The 23,451-nt window shown below is 72.4% G+C and carries 10 protein-coding genes and 1 pseudogene; 1 reads left to right on the forward strand and 10 read right to left on the reverse strand.

The features are described from left to right. Window positions 1-13: 13 nt before the first annotated feature. The 9 genes from ACIBAG_RS20705 to ACIBAG_RS20745 all read right to left on the reverse strand — a co-directional run bounded on the left by ACIBAG_RS20705 (window position 14) and on the right by ACIBAG_RS20745 (window position 22,264). Window positions 14-718: a 4'-phosphopantetheinyl transferase family protein gene (locus ACIBAG_RS20705; protein ID WP_399106944.1), complete on the reverse strand. Its 705-nt coding sequence runs from the start codon at window positions 716-718 to the stop codon at window positions 14-16. Between the two features lies 1 nt (window position 719). Beyond that, window positions 720-2,510 carry an acyl-CoA dehydrogenase family protein gene (locus ACIBAG_RS20710; protein WP_399106945.1) on the reverse strand — a complete coding sequence of 597 codons (1,791 nt, stop codon included), beginning with the start codon at window positions 2,508-2,510 and terminating at the stop codon, window positions 720-722. A gap of 15 nt (window positions 2,511-2,525) precedes the next feature. Then, window positions 2,526-4,199, reverse strand: a complete 1,674-nt coding sequence (locus tag ACIBAG_RS20715; protein WP_399106946.1) for an acyl-CoA dehydrogenase family protein — start codon at window positions 4,197-4,199, stop codon at window positions 2,526-2,528. Beyond that, window positions 4,196-5,812 carry a PfaD family polyunsaturated fatty acid/polyketide biosynthesis protein gene (locus tag ACIBAG_RS20720; protein ID WP_399106947.1) on the reverse strand — a complete coding sequence of 539 codons (1,617 nt, stop codon included), beginning with the start codon at window positions 5,810-5,812 and terminating at the stop codon, window positions 4,196-4,198. The genes ACIBAG_RS20715 and ACIBAG_RS20720 overlap by 4 nt, the downstream gene beginning before the upstream one ends. A 25-nt stretch (window positions 5,813-5,837) precedes the next feature. Further along, the gene (locus tag ACIBAG_RS20725; protein ID WP_399106948.1) at window positions 5,838-13,064 is read right to left on the reverse strand and encodes a beta-ketoacyl synthase N-terminal-like domain-containing protein; all 7,227 of its coding nucleotides are present in this window, start codon (window positions 13,062-13,064) and stop codon (window positions 5,838-5,840) included. A gap of 82 nt (window positions 13,065-13,146) precedes the next feature. Further along, a complete protein-coding gene (locus ACIBAG_RS20730; RefSeq protein WP_399106949.1) occupies window positions 13,147-19,767 on the reverse strand; it encodes an SDR family NAD(P)-dependent oxidoreductase in 6,621 nt (2,206 codons plus the stop codon). Between the two features lie 78 nt (window positions 19,768-19,845). Beyond that, window positions 19,846-20,694, reverse strand: coding sequence for a thioesterase domain-containing protein (locus ACIBAG_RS20735; protein ID WP_399106950.1), 849 nt, complete (start codon window positions 20,692-20,694; stop codon window positions 19,846-19,848). Then, on the reverse strand, window positions 20,678-20,944 hold the full coding sequence (locus ACIBAG_RS20740; protein WP_399106951.1) for an acyl carrier protein: 267 nt from the start codon (window positions 20,942-20,944) through the stop codon (window positions 20,678-20,680). The genes ACIBAG_RS20735 and ACIBAG_RS20740 overlap by 17 nt, the downstream gene beginning before the upstream one ends. Window positions 20,945-21,442: 498 nt before the next feature. Beyond that, entirely contained in the window at window positions 21,443-22,264 is an 822-nt protein-coding gene (locus tag ACIBAG_RS20745) for a helix-turn-helix domain-containing protein (protein WP_399106952.1), read from the reverse strand. A gap of 212 nt (window positions 22,265-22,476) precedes the next feature. Between ACIBAG_RS20745 and ACIBAG_RS20750 the strand changes: the two genes are divergently transcribed. Beyond that, complete coding sequence (locus ACIBAG_RS20750) at window positions 22,477-23,268, forward strand: IclR family transcriptional regulator (RefSeq protein WP_399106953.1); 792 nt, start codon at window positions 22,477-22,479, stop codon at window positions 23,266-23,268. Window positions 23,269-23,344: 76 nt separating this feature from the next. Here ACIBAG_RS20750 and ACIBAG_RS20755 read toward each other — a convergent pair. Beyond that, window positions 23,345-23,451: pseudogene (locus ACIBAG_RS20755) on the reverse strand (ABC transporter permease); the annotation flags it as partial.

Here is a 23,451-nt window from a genome sequence, read left to right on the forward strand (position 1 = left end):
TGTTGTTCGGGTGTCAGCCGGCCAGGACGGTGGTGCGCATTCCGGCGGGTCCGGCGTGTTCGGTGGCGACGGCCACCACGTGGTGCGGTGTCGGGCGGACGAGGTCGAAGTGCCAGTGATCGGCGGGTCGTCGGCTGTCGTGGAGCCGGATGTGGTCGGTCGTCGGCCTGCTGAAGGCGATCGAGGACAGCTCGCGGCGCAGACCGGTGCCCAGGGCCTTGAGATAGGCCTCCTTGAGCACCCAGTACTCGGCGATCCGCGCCGCCGACGTCGCGCCGTCCGGCACGGCGGCCAGATCGGCCCGTTCCCGCTCGGCGAAGTGCCGCGGCAGATGCCGTACGGCGTCCGGCCCGGCGGGAAAGCCCTCGGCGTCCACCCCGCAGGCGCGGCCGCCGTCGGTGACGACGCAGGCGATCAGGCCGTCGGTGTGGGAGAGATTGAAGCGCAGACCGGAGCCGTCGGGGGACTCCAGCTCCGGCCTGCCGTCCGGGGTGGTGGTGAACCGCCAGGTGGCGGCCGGTAGTCCGGTACGGCTGCTCAGCGCGTGCCGGGCCAGCAGCCGCGCGGCGATGCGGCGACGCCGGGCGGCCGGCGCGAGCGGGCGCTCGCACCGCGCCCGCTCGCCGTCGGTGAGGAGAACCGTTCCGCCCATGCGGGTCACGAACACGTCCGCCGCATGCTCCGGCAGCAACCACAACTCACGGTCGACCGCGGGCATGTCAGCTGCGGGCCGCCGTGAGGTCGCCGCGTTCGGCGAGCGGGAACTGCCAGTACGAGAACAGCCGGTCGCCCCGGTGCAGGTGCCGCAGCACCCGCATCACCTCGTCGACGACCGCCGCGTCGGTGACCGTCTCGTGCGGGCGCAAGTGCCGCCGTATCCGCTCCAGTTGGAGCAGGAGCAGGGCCGCGCTGGGCAGTGGGTCGTCCATGGCGGCGGCCGAGTGGACATGGGCGTGCAGGCAGGCGGCGGTCGCGTGCAGCAGGCAGTACTCCTTCGCCAGGTCGAAGAGCTCGGCGGACTGGCCGAAGTCGCGGCCCAGGGAGGCCTTGAGGGCGGCGACGCGCTCCCTCACCGAGGCCGCGTGCGCGAGCAGGTCCCCGGCGACGGACGCGGACCGCCCCAGCCACTCCCGCTCGTCGCCGTCGGCCCCCTCCGCCAGCCGGGCGAGCCGTGCCAGTGCGGCGGGGGCGGCCAGCAGGGCGTCGTCCCGGCCGCGGCTGAACATGTCCTGGTCCCACGGCCGGTACAGCGGCAGTTCGCGGTCGATGCCGAAGAGGACGGCGGCCCGGGCGTCGGCCTCCGCACGCGGCCCGGGGCCCGCCTCGGCGGCGGTGGTGAGCAGTCCCTCCAGCTGGAGGGCGATGTTCTTGAGGTTCACGACCGTGTTGCCGTCGGCGAAATTGGCCACCGGCAGGTCGCGCAGCATCTTCTGGTGGATGGCGTAGTGCGGGTGGTCGCGCAGGTAGAAGCGGGCGCCCAGCACGACGTTGAGCTGGGAGAAGGTGCGCTCCAGCAGAGTCGGCACGAAGTACTTGACGACCGAGGACCACACGCTGGTCTGCTCCGGGACGACCTGCAGCGCCCGCACGGCGCCCAGACTCACCGCGTCCGCGACCATCAGGTCGGCGAAGCACTCCGCCAACTGGCGGCGCGAGTACGGGATATCACTCACGGTGCGCCCGAAGACCTCCCGGCCCTCGGTGAAGTCGAGCGTGACCCTGAGGCCCGTGTCGACCGCCGACAGCGCGATGCCGCTGATGAGCGCGCGGGCGGTCTGCGACGTCTTCAGCGCGATCTCCAGGCCCTGCCCCCGCCGGCCGAGCAGCGCCGAGTCCGGCACGAACACGCGGTCGAGGCGGAAGCCGCTCATGTCCAGGCCGCGCAGACCGTGCATCCGTTCGCGTGGCAGCTCGTCCACCGACCCGGCGGGTGTACGGCGCTTGTCCAGGACGAACACCGAGTAGCCGCCGGGGCCGCCCCGGGGGTCGGTGCGGGCGTGGACGCTGAGTCCGTCGGCGACCCGGCCGTTGCCGATGAGCCACTTCTCACCGGTCAGGAGCCAGCCGCCGTCGGTCTTCTCGGCGGTGAGCTCGTTGGCGGTGAGGTCGCTGCCGTGCCGGCGTTCGGACAGGCCCCAGGCGTACCGCGTACCGCGCTGGATGGCGTCGACCAGTGCTCGCTTCTGCTCGTCGGTGCCGGCGATCCAGGCGGGCATGAAGCTGAGGCTGGTGATGATGAAGGCGGTGGCCGTGGTCGGGTCGCGGCGGGCGATCAGCCGCATCAGGTTGAAGCCGATCTCCACGTCGCCGGCCTTGCCGCCCTGAGCGGCCGGCAGTGAGTAGTCCAGGGCGCCCCAGCGCTGGAGCAGGTTGACGAACTCGTACGGGTAGTCCTCCCGTTCGTCGTACTCCAGGACACGGGCGTACGGCATCCGGCTGTCCGGGGCGTGCGGGTCGCCCAGGTGCAGCTCCAGCTGCCTCGCCAGCTCCGTGAGGTCCTTCTTCGGCACGAGTGTCTCCGGCGGTCAGGCGAGGTGGACGGGGAGGGCGCTGAACAGTTGGTCGTGGTCGTGGAGGTCCGTGGTGATGTCCAGGGCGGGGAGCTGTTCGGCGCAGTCGCGGCGGGGGTCGGTGCCGTCGGCGCGGGCGAGGAGGTACGTCAGGCAGGCGCAGAGCCATGCGGGGGTGAAGAACGGGTTCGTGGGGTTGGCCCACCACAGGTGGAGACAGCAGGTCGCGGCGTGCAGCCACGCGAAGCGCTCCGCGAGGTCGGCCAGGCCGGTCTCGCGGTCGGCCTCGAACACCTCGGCGGACAGGCCCGTCACAGCCTCGCTCAGCCGCACGACCAGGTGCGCCGTCGCCTGTTCGGCCCGGGCGGTGAGTCTGGCCAGTGCCTCCGGGGCGACGGTGCCGAGAGCGGCGGTGACGGGGTCGTGTCCCCGGGCATTGAGGTCCAGTCGCTCGGGCCGGTACGCAGGCAGGGGCGCGCTCAGATCGAAGACCTGCCGCACGGCCTCCACCGTGTCCGCCGGAACGGCACCCGACACGGCACCGGCGACGGCCGGCAGCTGGGCCGAGTACGACCGCAGGTTCGCCAACGTGCTGGTGTCCACCACCCTGACGATCGCCGCGTCCCGCTGCAGCTTCTGGAACAGCCCCCCGCCCGGCCCCTCGGTCCGCAGCACCGCCCGCGTCGCCAGCACACCCCCGCAGCGGCGCAGTACCTCCTCCGTGCTCTCCGCCACCACGTGCTTCGCCGCGCAGCCCCATACGCTGAACGTCCCGGGGGCCACGTGGATGCCTCGGGCGGCTGCCACGGCCGTGGCGTCGGCTGCCAGCGCGGCGGCGGAGGCGATCGCCAACTCGCGCCTGGAATAGGGGGATTCGAGGAGAGCTTTACGTCCCACCCGGCGGTCCGCGGCGAAGTCCAGCGTCAGGCGCAGCGCCGTGTCGGCGATGCCCAGGCTGCCCGCCATGCTCATCACCCGGACCACCTGCTGGGCTTTCATCACCGATTCCAGTGCCTGGCCCTCGGCGCCCACCAGGGCGTCCGGCGGTACGCGGAAACGGTCGAACCGCAGATGGGCGAAGTCGATGCCGCGCATGCCGCTCGCCTGGACGGCGGGTCCGCGTTCGAGCCTGCCGGTGTCCGTCAGGTCGAGCAGGACCGCCGAGAACGCCCCCGGACCGCGCTCACCCGTCCGCGCCACCAGGTACACCGCCTCGCAGCGCCTGCCCAGGCCCACCATCCACTTCTGGCCCGTCAACTCCCAGCCGGAGTCGACCGGTTCGAGGCGCGCGGTGTTGGCCAGCAGGTCGCTGCCGTGCGCGGCCTCGGAGAGGGCGAAGCCGACCGCGCCGCCCCGGGTGAGGATCTCCGCCGCGTGCTTGCGCTGCTCGGGTGAGCCGTGCAGGGCGAGGCAGGTGGCGGCGGTGATGCCGAACATCGTGCCCGGCATGACGTTGAGGTCGCGGCGGGCGGCCGTGCGGACCAGGAGCATGGTGCGGTCGAACGACTCGAAGCGGCCGCCCCACTCCCGCGGCAGGTAGTGGAGGTGGAAGCCCGCCTCGCGCAGCTTTGCGCACAACTCCTCGGGAAACGCGTCCTGTTCGTCGCGGGCCACCGCCGCCGCGAAGCCGTACGGGTTGGTCGCGTCGTACGGATCGCCGAGCAGCCGCTCGATCTCCTCCGGGGTCATCGGGCACCCTCCAGGGACGGGCTCTCCAGCGGCACCGGACGGTAGTCGGCAGCGGAGGCCGGGATCCGTACGCCCGCCACGCGCAGCTGCGCGAGCCTGGTGTGGAACGCGGCGCCGCGCATCAGATGGTGGGCGACGTCCGCGACGCGGCGGTTGCCCGGGGCCTTGAGATAGCTGGCGGTGACCCAGTCGTTGAAGGCGCCCATCGCCGGACCGCACCACACCTGGTAGTCCAGGACGCGGTCGGGGTCGCCGACGGTGGACCAGCGCGACGCCATGCCGAGGTACCAGCGGAAGACCAGGGCCATCCGCCGCTTCGGGTTGTCCGCGGCCCGGGCGAGCTGCTCGGGATCGCGGCGCCGGAAGTAGCCCACGCACTCCTGCCAGACGTCCTCCAGCCGGCGGCGCATGATCTGCGTCTCCAGCCTGGCGCGCTCCGTGTCCGGGAGGGCCTCCAGGCCGTCGTACGCCTGGTAGAGCTCGTAGAGGCGCTTGGCGCGCATCGGGAACAGGGTGCCCTTCTTCAGCACCTGGAGTTCGACGCCCATTTCGAACATGTCGGCGGCCGGCGCCATCTCGCAGTCCGCGATCCCGGCGTCGGCGAGCAGCGCCTTGGTCGCCTTGGACGTGCCGGACTCGACGCAGGACTGGTTGACCGAGCCGGTCACCACATAGGCGGCGCCCATGGCGAAGGCCGCCGCCACCGACGTGGGACAGCCCAGGCCGCCGGCCGCGCCCACGCGGATGGGGGCGGGGTAGCGGTGCTCGTGCTGCACGGTGTCGCGCAGGCGGAGGATGGTCGGGAGGAGGGCGGTGAGCGGGCGGCGGTCGGTGTGGCCGCCCGAGTCGCCCTCGACCGTGACGTCGTCGGCCATGGGGAGGTACTTGGCGAGATCGGCCTGCTCGGCGGTGATCAGGCCCTGGTCGAGGAGCGCGCTGACGAGCGTGGCCGGGGCCGGGCGCATGAAGCGTTCGGCGGTCTCCGGGCGGGAGATCTTCGCGATCAGCCGGTGGTCGCAGACGACGGCCCCGGACGGGGTGCGGCGCAGGCCGGTCAGGCGGTAGCGGACCACATGCGGGCTGAGGTTCATGAAGGCGGAGGCCTCCACGCAGCGCACGCCGTGCCGCAGGAACAGCTCCACCGCCTCGCGCTCCAGTCGCTCCTCGCTCGGACTGTGGATGAGATTGACGGCGTACGGCAGTCCGGGGATCTCGGCGGCGAAGCGGTTCAGGGCCTTCTCGATCGTCTCCGGCAGCAGTCCGGCCGCCCCGTAGGAGGCGAGGAAACCCTCCCGGGCCAGGGCGATCACCAGGTCGGCCGAGGCGATCCCGCCCGCCATGGCGCCCGCGAGATAGGCGTGGCGGACACCGTGCGCGGCGAGGAAGGCCGGGGAGCCGAGGGAGCGGGCGGGCAGCGGGGCGGCCGCGGCCAGCAAGGGGAGCCCGGAGGCCGCCGCCGTGACCCGGCCGCCGGAGACGGCGCCGATGCCGTCGGGTGTGCGGACGACGAAGCAGGGGCGGTCCAGGTCGGACAGGACCTGGTGGATGCCGGCCGGATCGGTGCTGGGGCCGGCGTCGCCGTACCACCGCAGAGGAGTGGTCTGGGTGTGCATGACTGGGGTGTCTCCTCCGGTCCGTTCAGGCCTGGTCGCGGGTGTCGTCGGGGCGGACCTCGATGGCGATGTCCGTCAGCTCGTAGATGCGCAGGCCCGGCTTCCACAGCTCGGCGTCCGCGATCACCACCAGCCGCTCGGACTCCCGGCGGACCTCCTTGACGTGTACGTCGAAACGCAGCTCGCCGTCGTGCCGCAGGATCTGGCCCCGGTACTTCCAGCTCATCGGGACGTTCGTGGCGAGCGCGAACCGGGGGCTCGCGATCCCGTCCGCCAGGCCCTGCTCCAGCACGTACAGGCGCAGCGCCTGGAGGATCGCCTCGACGCCGAGGGAGCCGGGCATCACCGGGTCACGGTGGAAGTGGCAGTCGAAGTACCACTCGTCGGGGCGGATCGCCCGGTAACCGTGGAGGTATCCCTTGCCGTGCTTCCCGCCGTCCTCGACCAGGTCGACGTGGTCGACGAGGTGGAAGTGCCCGGCGGGCAGCCGCAGCTCCCCGCTGAACTGCGGGGCGTCGTCGGGGAGTTCGATACGTCGGACACTCCCGGGCTCGGTCTGCTCGATCCAGGGGGCGACGTACGTGCCGTTGTCCAGGCCGACCTGGTTGGCCAGCGCGGCCTCGCTGAAGTAGCCGAAGAGCGACTCGCCGGAGTAGAAGACCTCGCCGTCGGCGGAGAGCTCGTAGCGGAAGTTCTGCAGGACGGCCCCCGACACGGCGCTCGTCATCAGCAGCGTCGAGTGGTGGCGGATCGTCTTCCCGCGCAGGTCGACGTCCTTGACCAGGGTGGCCCTGCCGTCGAGGTTGCGGATGGAGTACTGGGTCTCGGGCTGCCTGAGGGTCGCGCCGAGGTAGTAGCCGAGCAGGATCGCCGCTTGGAGCGAGGTCTCCATGTAGACGCAGTTCGGCATGTGCGGGTGGGAGTTCTCGCCGTAGTACCAGGCGTCGGCCGGCGAGTCGTACTCGGTGACCATCTCGGCACCGGGCTTCAACTCACCTCGCACACCCTTGAGGTGCATGATGCGGTCGACGAACTGGAAATCCCCGTTGGGGATGTACGGTGCCCGGCTCTCCTTGTAGACGTCGAACTCCGGGCCCATGGCCGTACCGAGGTCGCCCTTGGCGGCGTGGGCGAGGTGGAGTTCGTTGATCATCGCCGGTTCGCCGGCGCGGTTGCGGCGGCCGAGGAACTCGGGGACACCGCCGAGCGGCGGGCGGTACGGCGTCCCGTCCTTCTCGCGGATCTGGATGCCGAAGTCACGCATCCGGATCACCGGCTTGTCGCCGAGGTACACCAGGATGTCGGCGACCACCGAGGGCCGGGGGAGCAGGGTCAGCTCCATGACCTCGATCTCGTACCGGATCTCGCGGTGCTCGGGCGTGATCTGCCCCCGCACCTGCACCTCGGTCTCCAGGCCGACGATCGTCTGGAAGCGGGCGTCGGGCAGGACCAGGTGCATGCCCTGGTGGAGGAGGTAGGCCTGCAGGGTCTGGACGGCACCCTCCGCCACCATCGAGCCGGCCAGCACCGGGTCGTCCGGGAAGTGGCACTCGAAGTACCACGCGTCCGGCTCCAGCCGCTTGTACGCGGTGATCGAACCGAGTCCGCGCGGACCGCCCGTGCGGTCGATGCGGATCTCGTCGACCATCCGGAGTCGGGCGTCGGGCAGCCGCAGCGCCGGGTTGAGGCCAGGGTCCTGGGCGTGGTGCGGGCCGAAGACGTCGCCGGGACGGCCCTCGGCGAGCAACTCCAGGTCCGCGGCGGTGAGATGGTTCCGGTCCGTGTACGCCAGCGGCTTGAACCAGGTCTTCGTCAGCGCGGCACGCCGCTGCCGGTCCCGCTCGGTGATGACGACGCCGAGCGGGGTGGCCAGCTCCGCCTCGCTGAAGAAGCCGGCGCAGGCGTCCTTGAGTTCGAGGATGAGCTCGCCGTCGGCGTAGCAGAGGTAGCTGAAGAAGAAGAGCGTCGTGTCGCCCTGCCGGACGAAGCGGTTGATGGAGATGTCGTAGCGGAGGGTCTGACCGGTGCGCGGCAGGTCGCCGTGGAAGACCAGCTTGCTGTCCAGCAGCCGGTAGACGCGCTCGCCCTTGTTGCGGAAGTCGATGCCCAGGTAGCTGATGAGCAGCAGGTCGCACTGGCCGGCCTCGATCGCCACGGCGGGCGGGACCCCGCCGTCCACCGCGTACCAGGCGTCCTCGGGGACGTCGTACTCGGTGCGGATGAAGGACGGTTCGTACACGCCGGTCTCGGCCTTCAGGGCGGTGACACGGGTGACGAAGTGGTACGGCGGGGCGGGGAGGCGGACGCGCCTGGCGTAGGCGTCGACGGGGGCGAAGTCGGGGCCGAAGACGTCGGCGACGCGGCCGGTCGCGAAGGCGAGGAGCTGGTGTTCGTCCCAGATGACGCCAGGGGGTGCCTGCCGGGGGGCGGGCAGGGCGGGGGCGGGAGCAGGAGTGGGGAGAGCCGCGGGGGCGGGCGCGGGGGGAGCCGCGGACGCGGACTGTTCGGTGGCCGTGACGGGCTCGGTCCTTTCCCTTGCCGGGTTCGCGGGTCCGTCCAGCAGCGCCTCCGTGCGCGTCAGGGTGTGCTCCTGGAGCACACGCTGGGTCTCCATCACCACCGAGTGGGTGGCCATCATCTGCCGGCGGATCTCGCGCACCAGATCGGCCGCGACGGCACCGGCCGACGACCCGGGGACGGTGGGATGCACCGCTGGTGCGGGAGGGCCCGGGGACATGGCCGGTGTGGGCGCGGGGGCCTGCGCGTGCGTCGGCCCGGCGGCGGGGCCGGCCGCCTCCGCCCAGGGCACGAACGCGATCGGTTCACCGTCGAACGTGATGACCTCGGCGTCGTCGAGGGTCGGGTCGGCGGGCATCGGGTCGGTTACCTCCAGGGTGACGGCCGCCGTACGGGCGGGTTCCGCGTCCTCGGCGTCGGCGGGCAGCGCCTCGGCTGCACCGCTCACCAGCACCGGTGTTGCCGCTGTGCGGACGGACGGCGCGCGTTCGGGCAGTTCGGCCACCCGGGCCGCGACGCCCGCGGGGATGGACGGTCCACCGCCCACCGGCACCCGCAGCCGGGCCGGTCGGGTGCTCTCGACCGGGTCCGGGCCGAGCAGCCCGGTGAGGTCCAGGGGCAGTCCGTGCGCCGTCAGCCGGGCCGCCAACCGGGCCACGGACCGGGCCGCCGGGACCCCGCGCCGGTCCACCGGCACGGCGACATGCGCCGCCTCGCCCAGGGTGTCGTGCACCCAGCGGGTGCAGGTCGCTCCGGGACCCGCCTCGATGAAGTAGCGGAAGCCCCGGTCGTACGCGGCACGCACCAGACGAGGGAAGTCGATGGTGCCGCGCAGGGTCCGGGCAATGCGCCGGGCCACCTCGGAGCGGTCCAGGTCGCCGACGGACTCGTAGTCGTAGGCGCTGAGCAGTTCAAGACCGCCGGTCGAACCCGTCGGATGGTCGTTGAGCTCGGCCAGGCCGTCCAGCTCGCCGTCCACCACCGGACAGTGCATGACCGAGCCGACGGGGGAGCGGGCCGAGGGGCAGCCCAACTCCTCGATGACCGCCCGGCATCGGGCCGGGTCTCCCGCGATGACCGCCTCGGTGGGGGTGTTGACGTGCGTGAGGAACACGCGGTCGTGGCGGGCGAGTGCCTCGGTGACGCGGTCCGCCGACTCCAGCAGGACGAAGCTGCCCCACACCGCGGCGTCGGGAGTGTCCTCGGGCAGGTTCCACAGCTCACGGACCGTGTTGCGGGGGCCGGTGAGGCGGTCCCGGAACAGGGGCGTGGCGCTGATCCGGTCGTCCCGGCGGGCCGAGCGCCGCCAGCCGCCGGTCGCGAAGAGCATGCTGGACTCGCCGAGGCTGTAGCCGAACGCGCCGTGCGCGGGCACCCCCAGCAGGTCGCGGACCAGGTCGGTGTAGAGGATCGCGAAGGTGGTGCCGGTGGCGAGCATGAAGGGGATGTCCTCGCCGAGCCGGCCCTCCTGCTCCATCAACTCCCGCCGGTCGGGGGTGACCTGCGTGCGCGGATAGAGCTGCGCGGCGCGGAACATGCGGTCGGGGTCCGTCGCCTCCGCCTCGAAGCCGCTGAGGAGGGAGGGGAAGGCACGGAAGAGGTCCTGGCCGAGACCGGGGTAGGAGTTGAAGGCCCCCGGGTAGACCAGGGCGACCTTGCCGTCCGGACCGATCGGGCGCGGCGCGAAGCAACTGCCCGCCGGGGTGCTCCACTGCGCACCCCTCTCGTACGCGCCCCGCAGGTCCCGGGCCGCCGACTCCAGCTGCCGCCCGAGTTGTTCAGCATCCTCTCCGACCAGTACGACGCGCAGGGCACTGCCGGGCAGCCGCTCGGCGGCGGCCCGGCCCAGCCGGTACGGGTCGGCTCCGGCGGCCAGCAGCTCACGGTGCCGGTCCACTTCGGCCAGCAGACCGTCCAGGTCGGCCCCGCCCAGCGGAAGCAGCGCCGGTGCGCCGGCCCGGCGCCAGTCGGAGCGGACGTCGTCCCCGCGCGTGCGCTCGGCGGAGAGCACCACATGGCCGTGGGCCCCGCCCGAGCCGATGACACTCACCGCCGCGAACCGGCGGCCCTCGCCGCCCGTGCGCAGCCACGGCCGGGACGCGTCCGGCACATGGAAGGAGGAGGCGGCGAACCGCTCGGCCAGCTCCGGTGCGGGCCGGCGCCAGCCAGGCGCACCGGGCACGTAACCGTGATGCAGACACAGCACCGCCCGCAGCAGCCCGGCGAGCGCGGCGGCGCTCCCCGTGTCCCCGAGCTGCGCCTTGCCGCTGCCCAGCGCGACCGCACCGGCCCCGGCCGGGTAGACCCGGGCCAGCGCGTCCAGTTCGGCGGAGTCCTGCACCGCCGTACCGCCCGCGTGCGCCTCCACATAGCCGACGTGCCGCGGACCGATCCCGGCGGCGGCCAGCGCCGCGCCGGCGGCGTCCGCGAGCGCGTCCGGGTCCGCCTCCGGCAGCACGCCGTCGACGGGGGCGGAGTGCCGTACGGCGATGGAGTCCACCCGGGCGTAGGCGGGCCGTGTCCCCTCGCCGGGACGGGTGACGACGACCGCCCCCGCGCCCTCGCCGATGCGCACCCCGTGCTGTCCGTCGCCGAAGCTCAGCCCCGCCCCGGACACCGGTCGGGCGTTCCGCAGCAGCAGGCTCTCCGGCGAGGCGGCCAGGTCGACCGCGCCGACCAGGACGGCCTCGACGCTCTCGTCGAGCAGCAGGAGTTGGGCGATCTGGAGGGCCTCCGCACCGCCCGCGCCGTCGGAGGAGACCGTGAAGGAGGGGCCGGTCAGGTTCCACAGGGAGGAGATCCGGCTGGCCATGACGTTGCCGATGTAGCTCAGCACCTCGTTGGCGACGATCGGCTCGTGCACCGCCTCCCGGGCGGCCGCGAGCAGTTGCTCCCGCGTCGGCTCCAGCCCGGCCTCGGTGTACGCGCGGCGCAGGAACTCGCCGAGGCCGTGGCGGGCTAGGTGCAGATGGGCGCTCGGCTCGATCTCCATCGCCACGACGACCGCGACCCGGCGCGGCTCGGGTGCCTTCCTGCCCGGCGGCACGGACCTGTCGTAGCCGGCGTCGCGGAGCGCCTCGTCGGCGACCTTCGACATCAGGGCGTGCTGGAGGTTGTAGTTGCGCAGGTCGGCCGGGGGGATGCGGTGGTCGGCCGGGTCGAGGTCGACACGGTCCACGAAGGCGCCCTCGGGCAGGGCGGCGCGGGTCAGGCCCGCCCGCTCCAGGGTGCCGCCGGCGGTGTCCTCCAGGCCGCGCCAGCGGTGCTCGGGCAGCGGCCGGAAGGCGTCGGTGCCGTCGTGCAGGGCGCGTTCGAAGGCGGTGACCGAGCCGAGGGTGCCGAAGTGGGCGCCGAGGCCCACGACGTCCAGGGCGGGAGGCACGACGGGCTCGGTGGTGGCCTCCGGTCCGGCCTCCCGGGAGAGCACCACGTGCGCGTTCGTGCCGCCGAAGCCGAACGCGGACACCGCCGCCCGGCGCGGCCCGGGACGCTCGTCCGGCCAGGCACGTCCCTCGCGCACCAGCGGCAGACCGGCGGCGAGCGGCCGCTCGACGCCGATCGTCGGCGGCACGTGCCCGTGCCCCATGGCCAGGATCACCTTCAGCAGACTGCTCAGCCCCGCCACGGTCAGCAGATGACCGAGGTTGCCCTTCACGGACCCGAGCGGCGGCACCGCGCCACGCCCCCCGAACCAGGCGGCGACCGACTCGGCCTCCGTACCGTCGCCGACCGGCGTGCCGGTGGCGTGGCACTCCAGGTAGTCCACCTGCTCGGGGCCGAACCCGGCGCGGGCGTAGGCGAGTTCGTACGACGTGAGCTGTCCGGCCGGGCTGGGCACCAGCAGGTGGCGGCCGGCGCCGTCGTTGGACAGGCCGATGCCGTCGACGACGGCGTGGATCCGGTCGCCGTCGGCCAGGGCGTCCGCCAGCCGTCGTACGGCGACCATGCCGGCGCCCTGCCCGGTGAGGATGCCCGTGGAGCGGGCGTCGAAGGGCTGGCTGACGCCGTTGCCCGGATAGGCGTGCAGGTCGGAGAAGGACAGGTGGATGAGGGTCGGGTCGGGCGCGCACACACCGCCCGCGAGCACGAGGTCCGCCTGCCCGGCGGCCAGGTGGTCGCAGGCCAGCTTCAGTGCGTACAGGGCCGAGGAGCAGGCGGCGTCGAGGGCGTAACGGGGGCCGCCGAGGCCGAGTGCGGCCGCGGTGACACGGGCGGGGGCGCCGCTGACCCGGGTGTCGGCGGGGTGCACGGCGGCCGGGTCGAGGAGCGGGGCGGGGGAGGGCGCCGGACGGCCGGCGCGGCGCAGTCCGTCGAGGACCGCTTCCTGGACCAGGGGCAGGCTGACGGCGGCGGAGGCCGGAGTGGGGAAGGAGTAGTTGCCCATCACCAGGCCGGTGCGGGCCAGGACTTCGGGACGGTCGGCGTGGCCCGCGTCGCGCAGGGCCTCACGGGCCACGTGCAGGGACCAGTGGAAGACGCGGTCGAGGCGGGTCAGCTCGGCGGGGTCGAGCAGGAACCCGGTGGGATCGAAGGCGAAGCCGGTGACGAAACCGCCCCGGACGCAGGTGATGGCGTGGGCCGGGTCGGCGTCCCGGGGGTCCGCGGGCGGGCCGAAGATCTCGGGGCCGCCCTCCGTACGGCTGTCGACGCCGTCGCGCAGGTTGTTCCAGTACGCGTCGGGAGTGTCCGCCCCGGGGAACAGGCAGGACATCCCGACGATCGCGAACTTGCTCATGGCAGCTGCTTCCTCCAAGGTGCCGGAACCCGGCGGGCGACCGGCGAGGCCGGCCCGCCAGGACCGGCGGTCCGTAAGTCGGTCAGCGGCTCGCGAACTTGGCGGCCAGCTGCGGGGTGGACACAAGGGAGACGCCCGAGAACCGGGCCAGCACGCGTCCGTCGGGAGCGCATGCCGTCACGGTGAGCATCGCGCTCGTGCCGTTCACCGACTCCGGCTCCACCACCACGAGGAACGGCTCGCCGTCGGGCAGCGGCTCGTACAGATCGGCCTGCGCCACCGCCATCGGCAGGCTCGCCGTGTCGCGGTGCAGCCGCATCCACACCAGCGCGGCCTGCAGCAGCAGATCGGTGGTGCCGGGCGCGTAGCGACGGCTGCCGAACGCGCCCCCTTCGGGCCGGTGCTCCGCCAGCGCGCACTCGACCACCAGCCGCGACCGCCGCGACTCACCGGAGCCGCCGGACTCGCCGGACTCCAGCACCCGCCGCAGACCCCGCAGCGACTCGCCGTGGAAGAGCGTGCCGTCGCCGTAGAACACCTGCGCGTCACTGCCCCCGCCCAGCGCCGGCAGCCCGGACAGCCGCCCCGCCTCCGCCGGCACGCCGCCGCCGAAGACGACTCGCGCCGCGTAGTGCGGTCGTACGGCCCCACCGTCGTTCACGGCGCGGATCGCGACGTCCGCCTCGCCACCGCCGGGCGCCGGATCGAAGGCGAGCTGGAACCGGCCGGCGTCCAGAGAGGAGTCGAAGACGACGCCCTTGTGCACCACGAAGTCCCGTACCCGCCCGACGGTTCGCCCCGTGAGCCGCTCGGCGGCACCGGCCGCCCAGCCCAGCGCGGCCGCCGCGGGCAGCACCGGGGTGTCACCGATGACGTGGTCGGCGACCAGCGGATCGCCGACCAGGGCGGTCAGGTCCCGCTCGAGGACGACCGCCGCCACGGGAGCGCTGTCCTCGCGCACCGACAGGGGAGTGGTCGGCCCGAGCACCGTGACCACGTCACCGGCCCGCTCGGGGGCGAACTGCTCGGTGAACAGCCGGGTTCCGGTCTCCACCGGGATCAGGGCGATGCCCCGCTCCTCGAACACCGCCTTGATCTGCGGCGACACCATGCCGCTGTCCCAGGCGCCCCAGTTGAGCGAGGAGACGTGGGCCGCGGGGTGGGTGCGCTTGAAGGCGGTGGCCCAGGCGTTGAGGACCTCGTTGGCCATGGCGTAGTCCGACTGACCGCGGTTGCCGAAGAACCCGGCGACCGAGGAGAACAGCAGGACATGCCGCAGCCGTTCGGCGGGCACCGCCGCGACGACGGACCTCAGACCGCCGAGCTTGACCGCGAAGACACGCTCGATCTCGGCCGCCTTCTTGGCGGAGATCAGCGAGTCGGCCAGGACACCGGCCCCGTGCACCAGACCGGTGATCCGTTCCCGGTACGGCGCGAGGGCGGCGGCGGTCGCGGCCGCGTCGGTGATGTCGACGGCGAGGTACTCGACCTCGCTGCCCGCGGCGCGGATGTCGGACAAGGTCTGCCGGACCTCACGCTCCCCCACGACCGCCTGGAAGAGCTGCTCGACGCGCTTGGGGGTGGGCTTCTCCCCTGTCTCCTTGATCCGCGCGACCGCCGCGGCCTTCAGCCCGGCCGCGTCGGTGAGCCCACGGGCCCACTCCGGCTCCGCGTCGCCGAGCGCCGTTCGGCCCAGGAGCAGCAGGCCCGGCCGGTGCGCGGCGGCCAGGGCCAGGGCGCAGCAGGCGGTGATGCCGCGCCCGCCGCCGGTGACGACCAGGAGGTCGTCCGGGGTGAGCGGAGCGGCGGTCCCGGCGGGGGACACCTCGGTGAGGTTCTCGGTGAGGGTCGGAGCGACCCGTCGCGAGCCGTCCCGGCCCACCTGGACGGGGCTGCCGGCCGCGTCGTACACCTCCTCCAGGACCAGTTCGGCCGCCTCGGACGCGCCGAGCGCCGGGGCAAGGTCGACCGCGCGGCAGAACAGCTCCGGTGCCTCCACGGCCAGGGTCTTGACCATCCCCGCGACGCCGCCGGCGGGGGCGGCCTCCTCGGTCACACCCGTGAAGCCGAACGCGCCGTCGAGCCGGGTGACGGTGACGAACGCGGCACGGTTGCCGTTCGCGGCCGCGTAGGTCAGCGGCCGGACGAGATGCCGGGCGACGAGGAGAGAGTGCGCGAGCCGCCGCACCCCCTCGGCCCACGGCAGATCGTCGGCGGCGACGCAGCAGACGGCGAGATGCACCGGCTCGTCGCCCAACTCGCCCATGAGGTAGGCAAGTTCGCTCACTCCCCAGCCGGCCAGCGGCAGGTCCGCCGCACCGCTCACCCGCTGCGGCACACCCGGCAGGCGTACGACACGCACGCGCCAGCCGGCCGTGCCCAGCCGCGTGGCCAGGGCTTCGGCGACCTCACTTCCGTCGTCCACGACGACCGCCGTCGCACCCTGCGGGTAGGCCCCGACGAGCCGGTCCGGCGACGGCAGGTCCAGCAGGGCGGCCTGGCCCCGGCCGATCGGTGCCGTGGCCTGGTGCGTCTCGGGGGCGGCGGCAGGCTCGGGAGCGGCCGGGCTCTCAGGAGCGGTCGGGTTAGCCGGAGTGTCGGACAGCCCGGTGACGAAGCCGACGATGTCGCCCAGCGTGCGCAGTTCGGCGAGTTGTTCGGGGCCGACGGGGGTGGGGGCGGGGAAGCGTTCTTGGAGGACGCCCATGATTTCGACGCGTTTGATGGAGTCGATGCCGAGGTCGGCTTCGACGTCCATGGTGAGGTCGAGCATTTCGGCGGGGTAGCCGGTCTTCTGCGACACCACGCCGAGGAGGGCCGCGGCGACGGCCTCGGTGCTGATGCCCGCGGTGGGGGCCGGGGCCGGGACAGCCACGGTCGCGCTCGCGCCGCCGAGGCTCAGGACGAAGCCGACGATCTCGCTCAGCGTGCGCAGTTCGGCGAGCTGTTCGGGGCCCACGGGGGTGGGGGCGGGGAAGTGTTCCTGGAGGACGCCCATGATCTCGACGCGCTTGATGGAGTCGATGCCCAAGTCCGCCTCCACGTCCATGTCGAGGTCGAGCATTTCCGCCGGGTAGCCGGTCTTCTGCGACACCACGTCGAGGAGCGCGGCCGCGATGTCGTCGGCGGAGGCCGTGGCCGGCGGTTCGGGCGTGGTGGCGGCGGGCGCCGGCGCGGTCGAAGCCTCGGGGAGTGCCGGGGGCACGGTCGGTGCGGGGACCCGGGGCGGAGGGCCGGTCAGGGCTGCGGGTGGGGTGGACGCCGCCACGGGTGCTAACTCGGTGAGCGGGACCTCCGGAGCCGCCGGAGCCCCCGAACCCGCCGGGGCCGCGGCCCCGAACTCCATCGCGGCCAGGTCCCGCAGGACCTCGTTGGCCTGCAGATGCGTCCGTCCGATCGCCAGTCCGTGTTCCTTGACGGAGGCCACGCCCGGGATCACCGCGTCGACCCGGCCCTGCTCCTCGGCCCGCTCCAGGAGCCCCATCATGCGCTGGGCGCTGGACAGTTGGCCCTTGAGGTACTCGTCGTGCAGGGCCAGGTGGTCGGCTATCAGCGAGGAGAGCCGGTCGTCGGCGGGGATTGCTTCTTCCACGAGCGCGCTCTCCACTACGTCTGAGGCGGGGGTGGGCAGGACTGTGGGGGCCGTCTCCGCTGTGCCCCGTGGGCGCTCGGTGACAGGAGCGGGCGCGGGAGCCGGGGCGGGCACGGGAGCCACCGGGGCGGGAGCGACGGGGGAGGGACGAAGGGCATCGACGTGCTGCGGCGTATCGACCGGCTGCACGGTGGCACCGACGGACAGCGCGACTCCGGCACCGGCACCGGCACCGGCACCGGTACCGCCCGGCAGGCTCACCCGATAACCGTTCTCGAGCGCCTCCCGATACGCCGCCCTCCGCGCGTCGGGCACATGGTTGATCCCGTTCAGGGGCACGGTCATCCCCTTGGCGGGCTCGGCGACTGGTGCCTCGGCCACGTAGCGGTCGGTGGTCGCCAACGGCAGCCCCAGTACGGCCAGTTGAGCCACGGCCCGCTTCAGGGAGACCTCGGCGTCCCCGCCGCTCCCCGGATCGAGCTGCACCGCGAAGTGCTCGCGCTCGCCGAGGATGCGGTCGACGAGCCGGGTCAGCACACCCTTGGGGCCGAACTCGACGAACGTACGGAAGCCCGCCGCGTACATCTCCTCGATCCGGTCGGCGAACTCGACGGGCCGCACCAGCTGCTCCACCAGCGTCCGCCGGTTGGCGTCGACGTCCGAACCGTAGGCGGCCCCCGGCGAGTTGGCGAACACCGGACGGCGCGGCGCGCGGATCTCGGCGTCGGCGACATGGCCGCCGAACGCCTCGACGGCGTGCGCGACGAACGGCGTGTGGAAGGCGGCCGACACCGGCAGTCGCAGTGCCCGTACGCCGGCCGCGCCCGCCGCCTCCACGAACCGTTCGACGGCGTCGGTGGCGCCGCCCACCACGATCTGGTCGGGCGCGTTGCGGTTGCAGACGATCAACTCGGGGTGCGCGGCAAGCAGTTCGCCGACCGTCTCCTCGGCCGCGGTGACGGCGGCCATGGCCCCGGCATCGAAGCCGGACCCGGACCCGGAGGAGCCGGCGGGCGGCGCCATCGACGCACCCCGCGCCCGCGCCAGCGTGAAGTAGGTGTCGTCGTCGAGCGCACCGGCCGCCCACAGCGCGGCCAGCTCGCCGAAGCTGTGCCCGAGGAACCCGTCGGCGTCGAAGCCGAGTTCGGTCAGATAGCGGTAGTGCCCGGCGGCCAGCGCCCCGATCGCCGGCTGGGCGTACTCCGTGCGGCGCAGGTCGCTCTCCTGGGTCGCACGCGTGACTTCGTCGAAGGCGGGCGGCGGGAACGCGACCCGGGACAGGGGGAGTTCATGACCGGCGAACGCCGCGTTGGCCGTGTCGAAGGCCGCCCGCAGCGGGGGCAGCGCGAGCACCGCCGTACGGCCGGGCTCCACGTACTGGCTGCCCTGGCCGGCGAAGAGCGCGCCCACCTTGCCCGTGGGGGCGGCCGCACGGCGGAAGTAGACGCCCTTGGGGTGGGTCCACGACTCCGCCTCCGGCCTGGCGCGCAGTTCGGCCGCGGCGAGGGTGCGCAGTTCGGCGAGCTCGGCGTCGGTACGGGCGACGAGCGCGAGCCTGGGGTGGCCGGCCGGGGCTGGGGTGGTCCTGCCCGGGCCACCGTCCTCCAGGGCCCGAACCAGGCCGTTAATGTCGGGTTCATGCCAGACGTGGATCCGGCTCACGGGGAACATCACCCGCAGGTCGTCCCCGTTCCCGTGCTCCTCCATCACCAGATGGAAGTTGGTGCCGCCGAAGCCGAACGACGAGACGGCCGCCCGGCGCCGCGGACGGCGCGGGTCGCGGATCCAGGGGCGGGTGCGCGTGCCGACGTAGAACGGGCTGTTCTCCCAGTCGAGGGCCGGGTTGGGGCGGTCCACGTTGATCGTCGGCGGCAGCAGTTTGTGGTGCAGGGCCAGTGCCAGCTTGATCATGCTGGCCGCGCCCGCCGCCGCCTTGGTGTGGCCGATCTGCGACTTCACGCTGCCCACCGCGGCGAACTGCCGGTCCTCGGTGTGCTCGGACACGACCGCCGACAGCGCGGACAGCTCGGTCGCCTCGCCGACCGCCGTCCCCGTGCCGTGCGCCTCGAACAGCTCGATGCTGTCCGGAGAGACGTCCGCGTCCTCGTAGGCCCGCCGCAGGGCCGCCATCTGCCCTTCCTTGCGCGGGGCGTAGATGGACTTGAACCGGCCGTCGCTGGAGGAACCGAGGCCGCGGATCACGGCGTAGATCCGGTTGCCGTCCCGCTCGGCGTCGGCGAGCCGGCGCAGCGCCAGCATGCCGATGCCCTCGCCGATGAGGGTGCCGTCGGCGTTCTCGTCGAACGGGCGGATGCGCCCGGCCTTGGAGAAGGCGGGCGTCTTGCTGAAGCACAGGTACATGAAGATGGTGTTCTCGGCGTCGCAGCCGCCCACCAGCATCATGTCGGAGCGCCGCTCCAGCAGGTCGCCGATCGCCGACTTGACCGCGCCGAGCGAGCTCGCGCAGGCCGCGTCGATCGTCATGTTCGTGCCGCCCAGGTCGAGGCGGTTGGCGATACGGCCGGCGACGACGTTGCCCAGCATGCCGGGGAAGGAGTTCTCCTCCCAGGGCGCGAAGGCCAGCTTGAACTTCTCCGCGATCTCCTCGGCATCCCGTTCGGTCAGCCCGCAGGAGCGGACGACCTCCTTCAGAACGGGCGTCTGCAGCCTGGCGGACAGCGGCTGGGTGAGCTGGTTGGCGCCGGTCACGCCGAGGACCACGCCGGTGCGGGAGGCGTCGTACCACTCCTGGTCGGCGCCCGCGTCCTTGAGCAGATCACGGGCGACCACGAGGCTGAGCAGCTGCAGGACGTCGGTGACTTCGAGGGTGTTCGGCGGCAGCCCGAACTCCAGCGGGTTGAACGGGACGGTGGGGATGAAGCCACCGCGTTTGGAGTACGTCTTGTCGGGCGCGGCCGGGTCGGAGTCGTAGTGCTCCGACACGTCCCAGTGGGTGGCGGGGACGTCCTCGATGCAGTCGGAGGCGGAGACCACGTTCGCCCAGAACTCGCGCAGATCACGCGACTTCGGGTACAGAGCGGACAGCCCGACGATCGCGATCGGATCCCGGGCGAGCCGGCGGTCGAGGTCAGAAGCGTGCGAAGCGTTCACGGCGAGGCTCTCTTGGTCGGACGGGGCCGCGTGTGCGGCCCGGGTCGGTTCGGGGCCCTACGGGTGACGCACGGTCGGTCAGGAGGAGGCCCGGAGCAACGGGGCGATCACATCGAGCGAGTCGGGACGGCCGATCATCGTGTAGTGGTCGCCCGGACAGCCGCGCACGGTCAGTCCGTGCGGGGCGAGCGGCGGCCAGCCCAGCGTGGGGTCGCCGGGGAGCAGGCTCCGCTCGGCCTTGACCAGCACCAGCGGTACCGGGGCCGGTTCCGGCCGGTGGGGTGCGGTGAGCCGGTTGTTGCGCAACAGGCCGTCCACGTACGTGTCGTAGAGCTTGCGCAGGCCCGGCAGCGGGGTGCCCGGGAGCAGGGCGCCGGCGGCGACCGCCGCGTCGAGGACGACGGGAAGTCCCTCCTCGGTGCCGAGTCCGGTGAGCGCGTCCGGGGCGAGTTCGACGGCGCTGTCGCGCTTGGCCCCGAGGTACATGGCGAACCAGCCGAGGAGCAGGGCGGGTTCGAGCGCGTCGTCGGGCTGCTTGTACTCGTCGGTGGGCGCGATGCTGTCGAGGAGCACCAGACGTTCGGGACGCAGTGCCCGGGCCATCTCCACCGCCAGCACTCCGCCGAAGGACCAGCCGGCGAGGGTGTACGGGCCGTCGACCGGGGCCATGGCGGCGAGCAGCCGCTCGGCCAGCGCCGGCACGGTCGTCGCGGCCCGGCCGCCGGTCAGCGCCGCCTCGGCGTACTCGGGCACCGCCCCCAGATCCAGCACGGTCAGGCCGTCGCACTCCGGCAGCGCGTCGGCGAGGCCCTGGTAGGCCTGGGCCGGGAGCGCGCCGGGGTGGACCATGTACACGGTTCGCCGGCCGGGTTCGGCGGTGCGGAACGTGCGGGCGACCGGCGGTCTCGGCTCACGCGGCGGCCGCACGCTGAGCGCTCTCCTCGGCCAGGTAGACCGCCAGGTCCTTGACTGTGGGGTGGTACCAGAGGGTGGTCGTGCTGAGCTCGAAGCCGAGCCAGTTCTCCAACTCGCCCGCGAGGATGAGCGCTTCGGTCGAGTCCAGGTCCAGCTCGTCGAAGTACACCTCGCGCGAGACCTCGTCGGTGGTCACTCCCAGACGGTGGGCGATCTTCTCGATCAGCCAGTCCTCGGCCTGGTGGGCGGTCACTACGGCCATGGTGCGTCGTCCTTCCTGAGTGCGCCCGGGGGTGGCCCGGGGCGCGAGCGGATGGGCATGGGGATACGGCGTCGCACGCGTTCGGGCATGCGGACGGCACACGGCGCGGCGGGGGTGCGCGGCACGGTGGTGCGGGTCTGTTCGCGCGCGGTTCGCGTGTGGGAGACGCGAGAAGTCGGCGGAAAGTCAGGCCGGTTGCGAAGGAGCCGAATATTGAACGAAGTTCATGTCGTGGGGAATCACGCCGGGTGCGGCGGACAACAACTTGTCAGTAACCATCCGCGTTGACAGTTCCTGGCGATTGGTGCAGACAAACGGGCCCGTGAGTCCGCTGGTGCCTTCGAGTGGCCGCCCGAAGCACGCAGGTCACAGTCTTGCCACCGTGGTCGATCTCCAACAAGTGCTCTTTCAGATAGTGGAAAGAACTCCGTGTTTACGGGCGTAGACCGGTGCGGCGAATGAGTTACCGACGAGTTAATGGGCTGCCGGTTCACGTCATTACTGATATCGCGCCTTCTCCTCGCGCCGGAAAGCCCCGGGCGTCATATCAACGCGCCGTACGAAGAACTTGCCGAAGTTGGTGACCTCCGAGAAGCCCAACTGCCGGGCGACGGCACTGATGGGCAGGTCCGTGTGGGCGAGCAGGCGGCGCGCCTCCAGTGCCACCCGGGAGTCGATCACGTCCTTGGCGGACGTGCCGGCGATGGCCCGGCAGGCCCGGGACAGTGCGCGGGTGCTGCAGTTCAGTGCCGCGGCATAGTCCTCCACCAGTCGCGTGGATCTGTAGGAACGGTCCAGCTCGCGACGGAACCGGAGAAAGAGATCGCCGCTCTCGCTGTTCGCCAGGGCATTGCTCTGGTGATCTTCTCGGTGCGAGCGGCACAGCTGGTCGATATGGAGCAGGATGACGGCCAGCAAATGCTTCAGCATCTCCTCGCACAGGCCGCGGTCGGACCGCTCGAACTCCTCCTTAAGCACGCTCAGGACACGCTGGAACGAGGAGAGTTCGGTCTCCGAGAGCTGCCAGTGCGAGGGGCGCAACACATCGTCGAGCATTCCCATGTGCGGGGGCATCCGCAGCGGGAACGACTCGATGAACATGATGAGATCGGCGTCCAGGCCGGGCTTCGGGAACGACTGGATCACCTGGTTCGGCCGGGCCCACAGCAGCGTGCCGCGTCGGCAGGAGACGCGTGTGGAGTCGATCGAATAGCTCCCCGTTCCCTCGGTGACCAGCAGAAGTTGGTGGAATTCCAGCCGGTGGGGCGAGGCCATCAGCTTCGGAGGGGCCAGCTCGCGTACCTCCCGCAGGGGTGCCACCGCGATACCGAGACCAGGTCGGCAGGTGGGGAGGTAGGGGACGGAAGGGATCGGTAACGATGCGAAATCGACCATGAACGTTCCGGAATCGACCTTTCGCTGGTCAGTTGACGGTTCAATGATAGGGCTGGCCGCCCGTCACCCGGATCCGTTCCGGTGCATGCACGAGTCAACACGTACCGACAACCTTCAGGTGAAGGGACAACGACGGGATGACCACCCCACACTCCGCCGCTCCGGAGCGCTCCGTCGTCGACCGGACGCTCAGCATCCTGGGCGTCTTCGACCGGGCCAACCGCACTCTGACGTTAAGCGATATCAGCCGTCGGTCGGGGCTGCCGGTCGCGACCGTTCACCGTATCGTCAGCAAACTCCACAGCTGGGGGGCCCTGGAACGCCGCCCCGAAGGCACCTACGGCATCGGGCTGCGCCTGTGGGAGACGGGCTGCCTCGCCACGCGTCCCTCCGCGTTGGTCGAGGGGGCGCAGCCGCACCTGGTGGAGTTGCAGGCACGGAGCTCGGCCATGGCGGTGATCGCGATCCGCGACGGCCTCGAGAGTGTGAGTCTGTCCGTCGTCACCAGCTCCCCCTGCGATGACGCGCGTACCGTCGACCCGGGCTGCCGCCTCCCACTGCACGCCACGTCGCTGGGACTGGTGCTGCTCGCCCACGCCGAGGAGAGCGTGCGGGACGCGATCTGCGCCGGCCCGCTGCGTGCGTACACACCGGCCACGATCACCAACGGCGCCGCTCTGAGACGCCGCCTCGACAAGGTGAGACTGGACGGCTACGCGATCGTCCACGACGCGTTGATCACGGGACGTGGTGGAATCGCGGCTCCGGTGCGCGACAGCAGAGGTGCCGTGGTCGCCGCCGTCGCAGCCGTGGGGGCGGTCGCCGTCATCCGCCCCACGACACTGGTGCCCCATGTCCGCGCCGCGGCCGACGCCGTCTCCCGGTGCGTCCGGACGGCCGGGGCCGGCGTCGGCGAGGTCGGCGTATGACCCGCTGAACCTCCGGACCGGCACCGCGAACCGACGCGCACATGTGCACGTGTCCGCACGGCTGCCCCCGCGTCGTTCAGCGACTGATCAGCAGGCCGCGGCTGCGCAGGACCCAGCGCTCCAGCGGGCTGAAGATGAGCAGGTCGACGGCGATGCCGACGATCAGGATGAGGAGGATGGCGA

This window comes from Streptomyces sp. NPDC051243, from assembly GCF_044455405.1.
GTDB lineage: Bacteria > Actinomycetota > Actinomycetes > Streptomycetales > Streptomycetaceae > Streptomyces.

Excerpts from the sequence above, each read along its gene's own strand:
- ACIBAG_RS20740 (WP_399106951.1), bottom strand. The coding sequence starts at position 20,944 with ATGGCCGTAGTGACCGCCCACCAGGCCGAGGACTGGCTGATCGAGAAG.
- ACIBAG_RS20720 (WP_399106947.1), bottom strand. The coding sequence starts at position 5,812 with ATGCACACCCAGACCACTCCTCTGCGGTGGTACGGCGACGCCGGCCCC.
- ACIBAG_RS20750 (WP_399106953.1), top strand. The coding sequence starts at position 22,477 with ATGACCACCCCACACTCCGCCGCTCCGGAGCGCTCCGTCGTCGACCGG.
- ACIBAG_RS20705 (WP_399106944.1), bottom strand. The coding sequence starts at position 718 with ATGCCCGCGGTCGACCGTGAGTTGTGGTTGCTGCCGGAGCATGCGGCG.
- ACIBAG_RS20715 (WP_399106946.1), bottom strand. The coding sequence starts at position 4,199 with ATGACCCCGGAGGAGATCGAGCGGCTGCTCGGCGATCCGTACGACGCG.
- ACIBAG_RS20725 (WP_399106948.1), bottom strand. The coding sequence starts at position 13,064 with ATGAGCAAGTTCGCGATCGTCGGGATGTCCTGCCTGTTCCCCGGGGCG.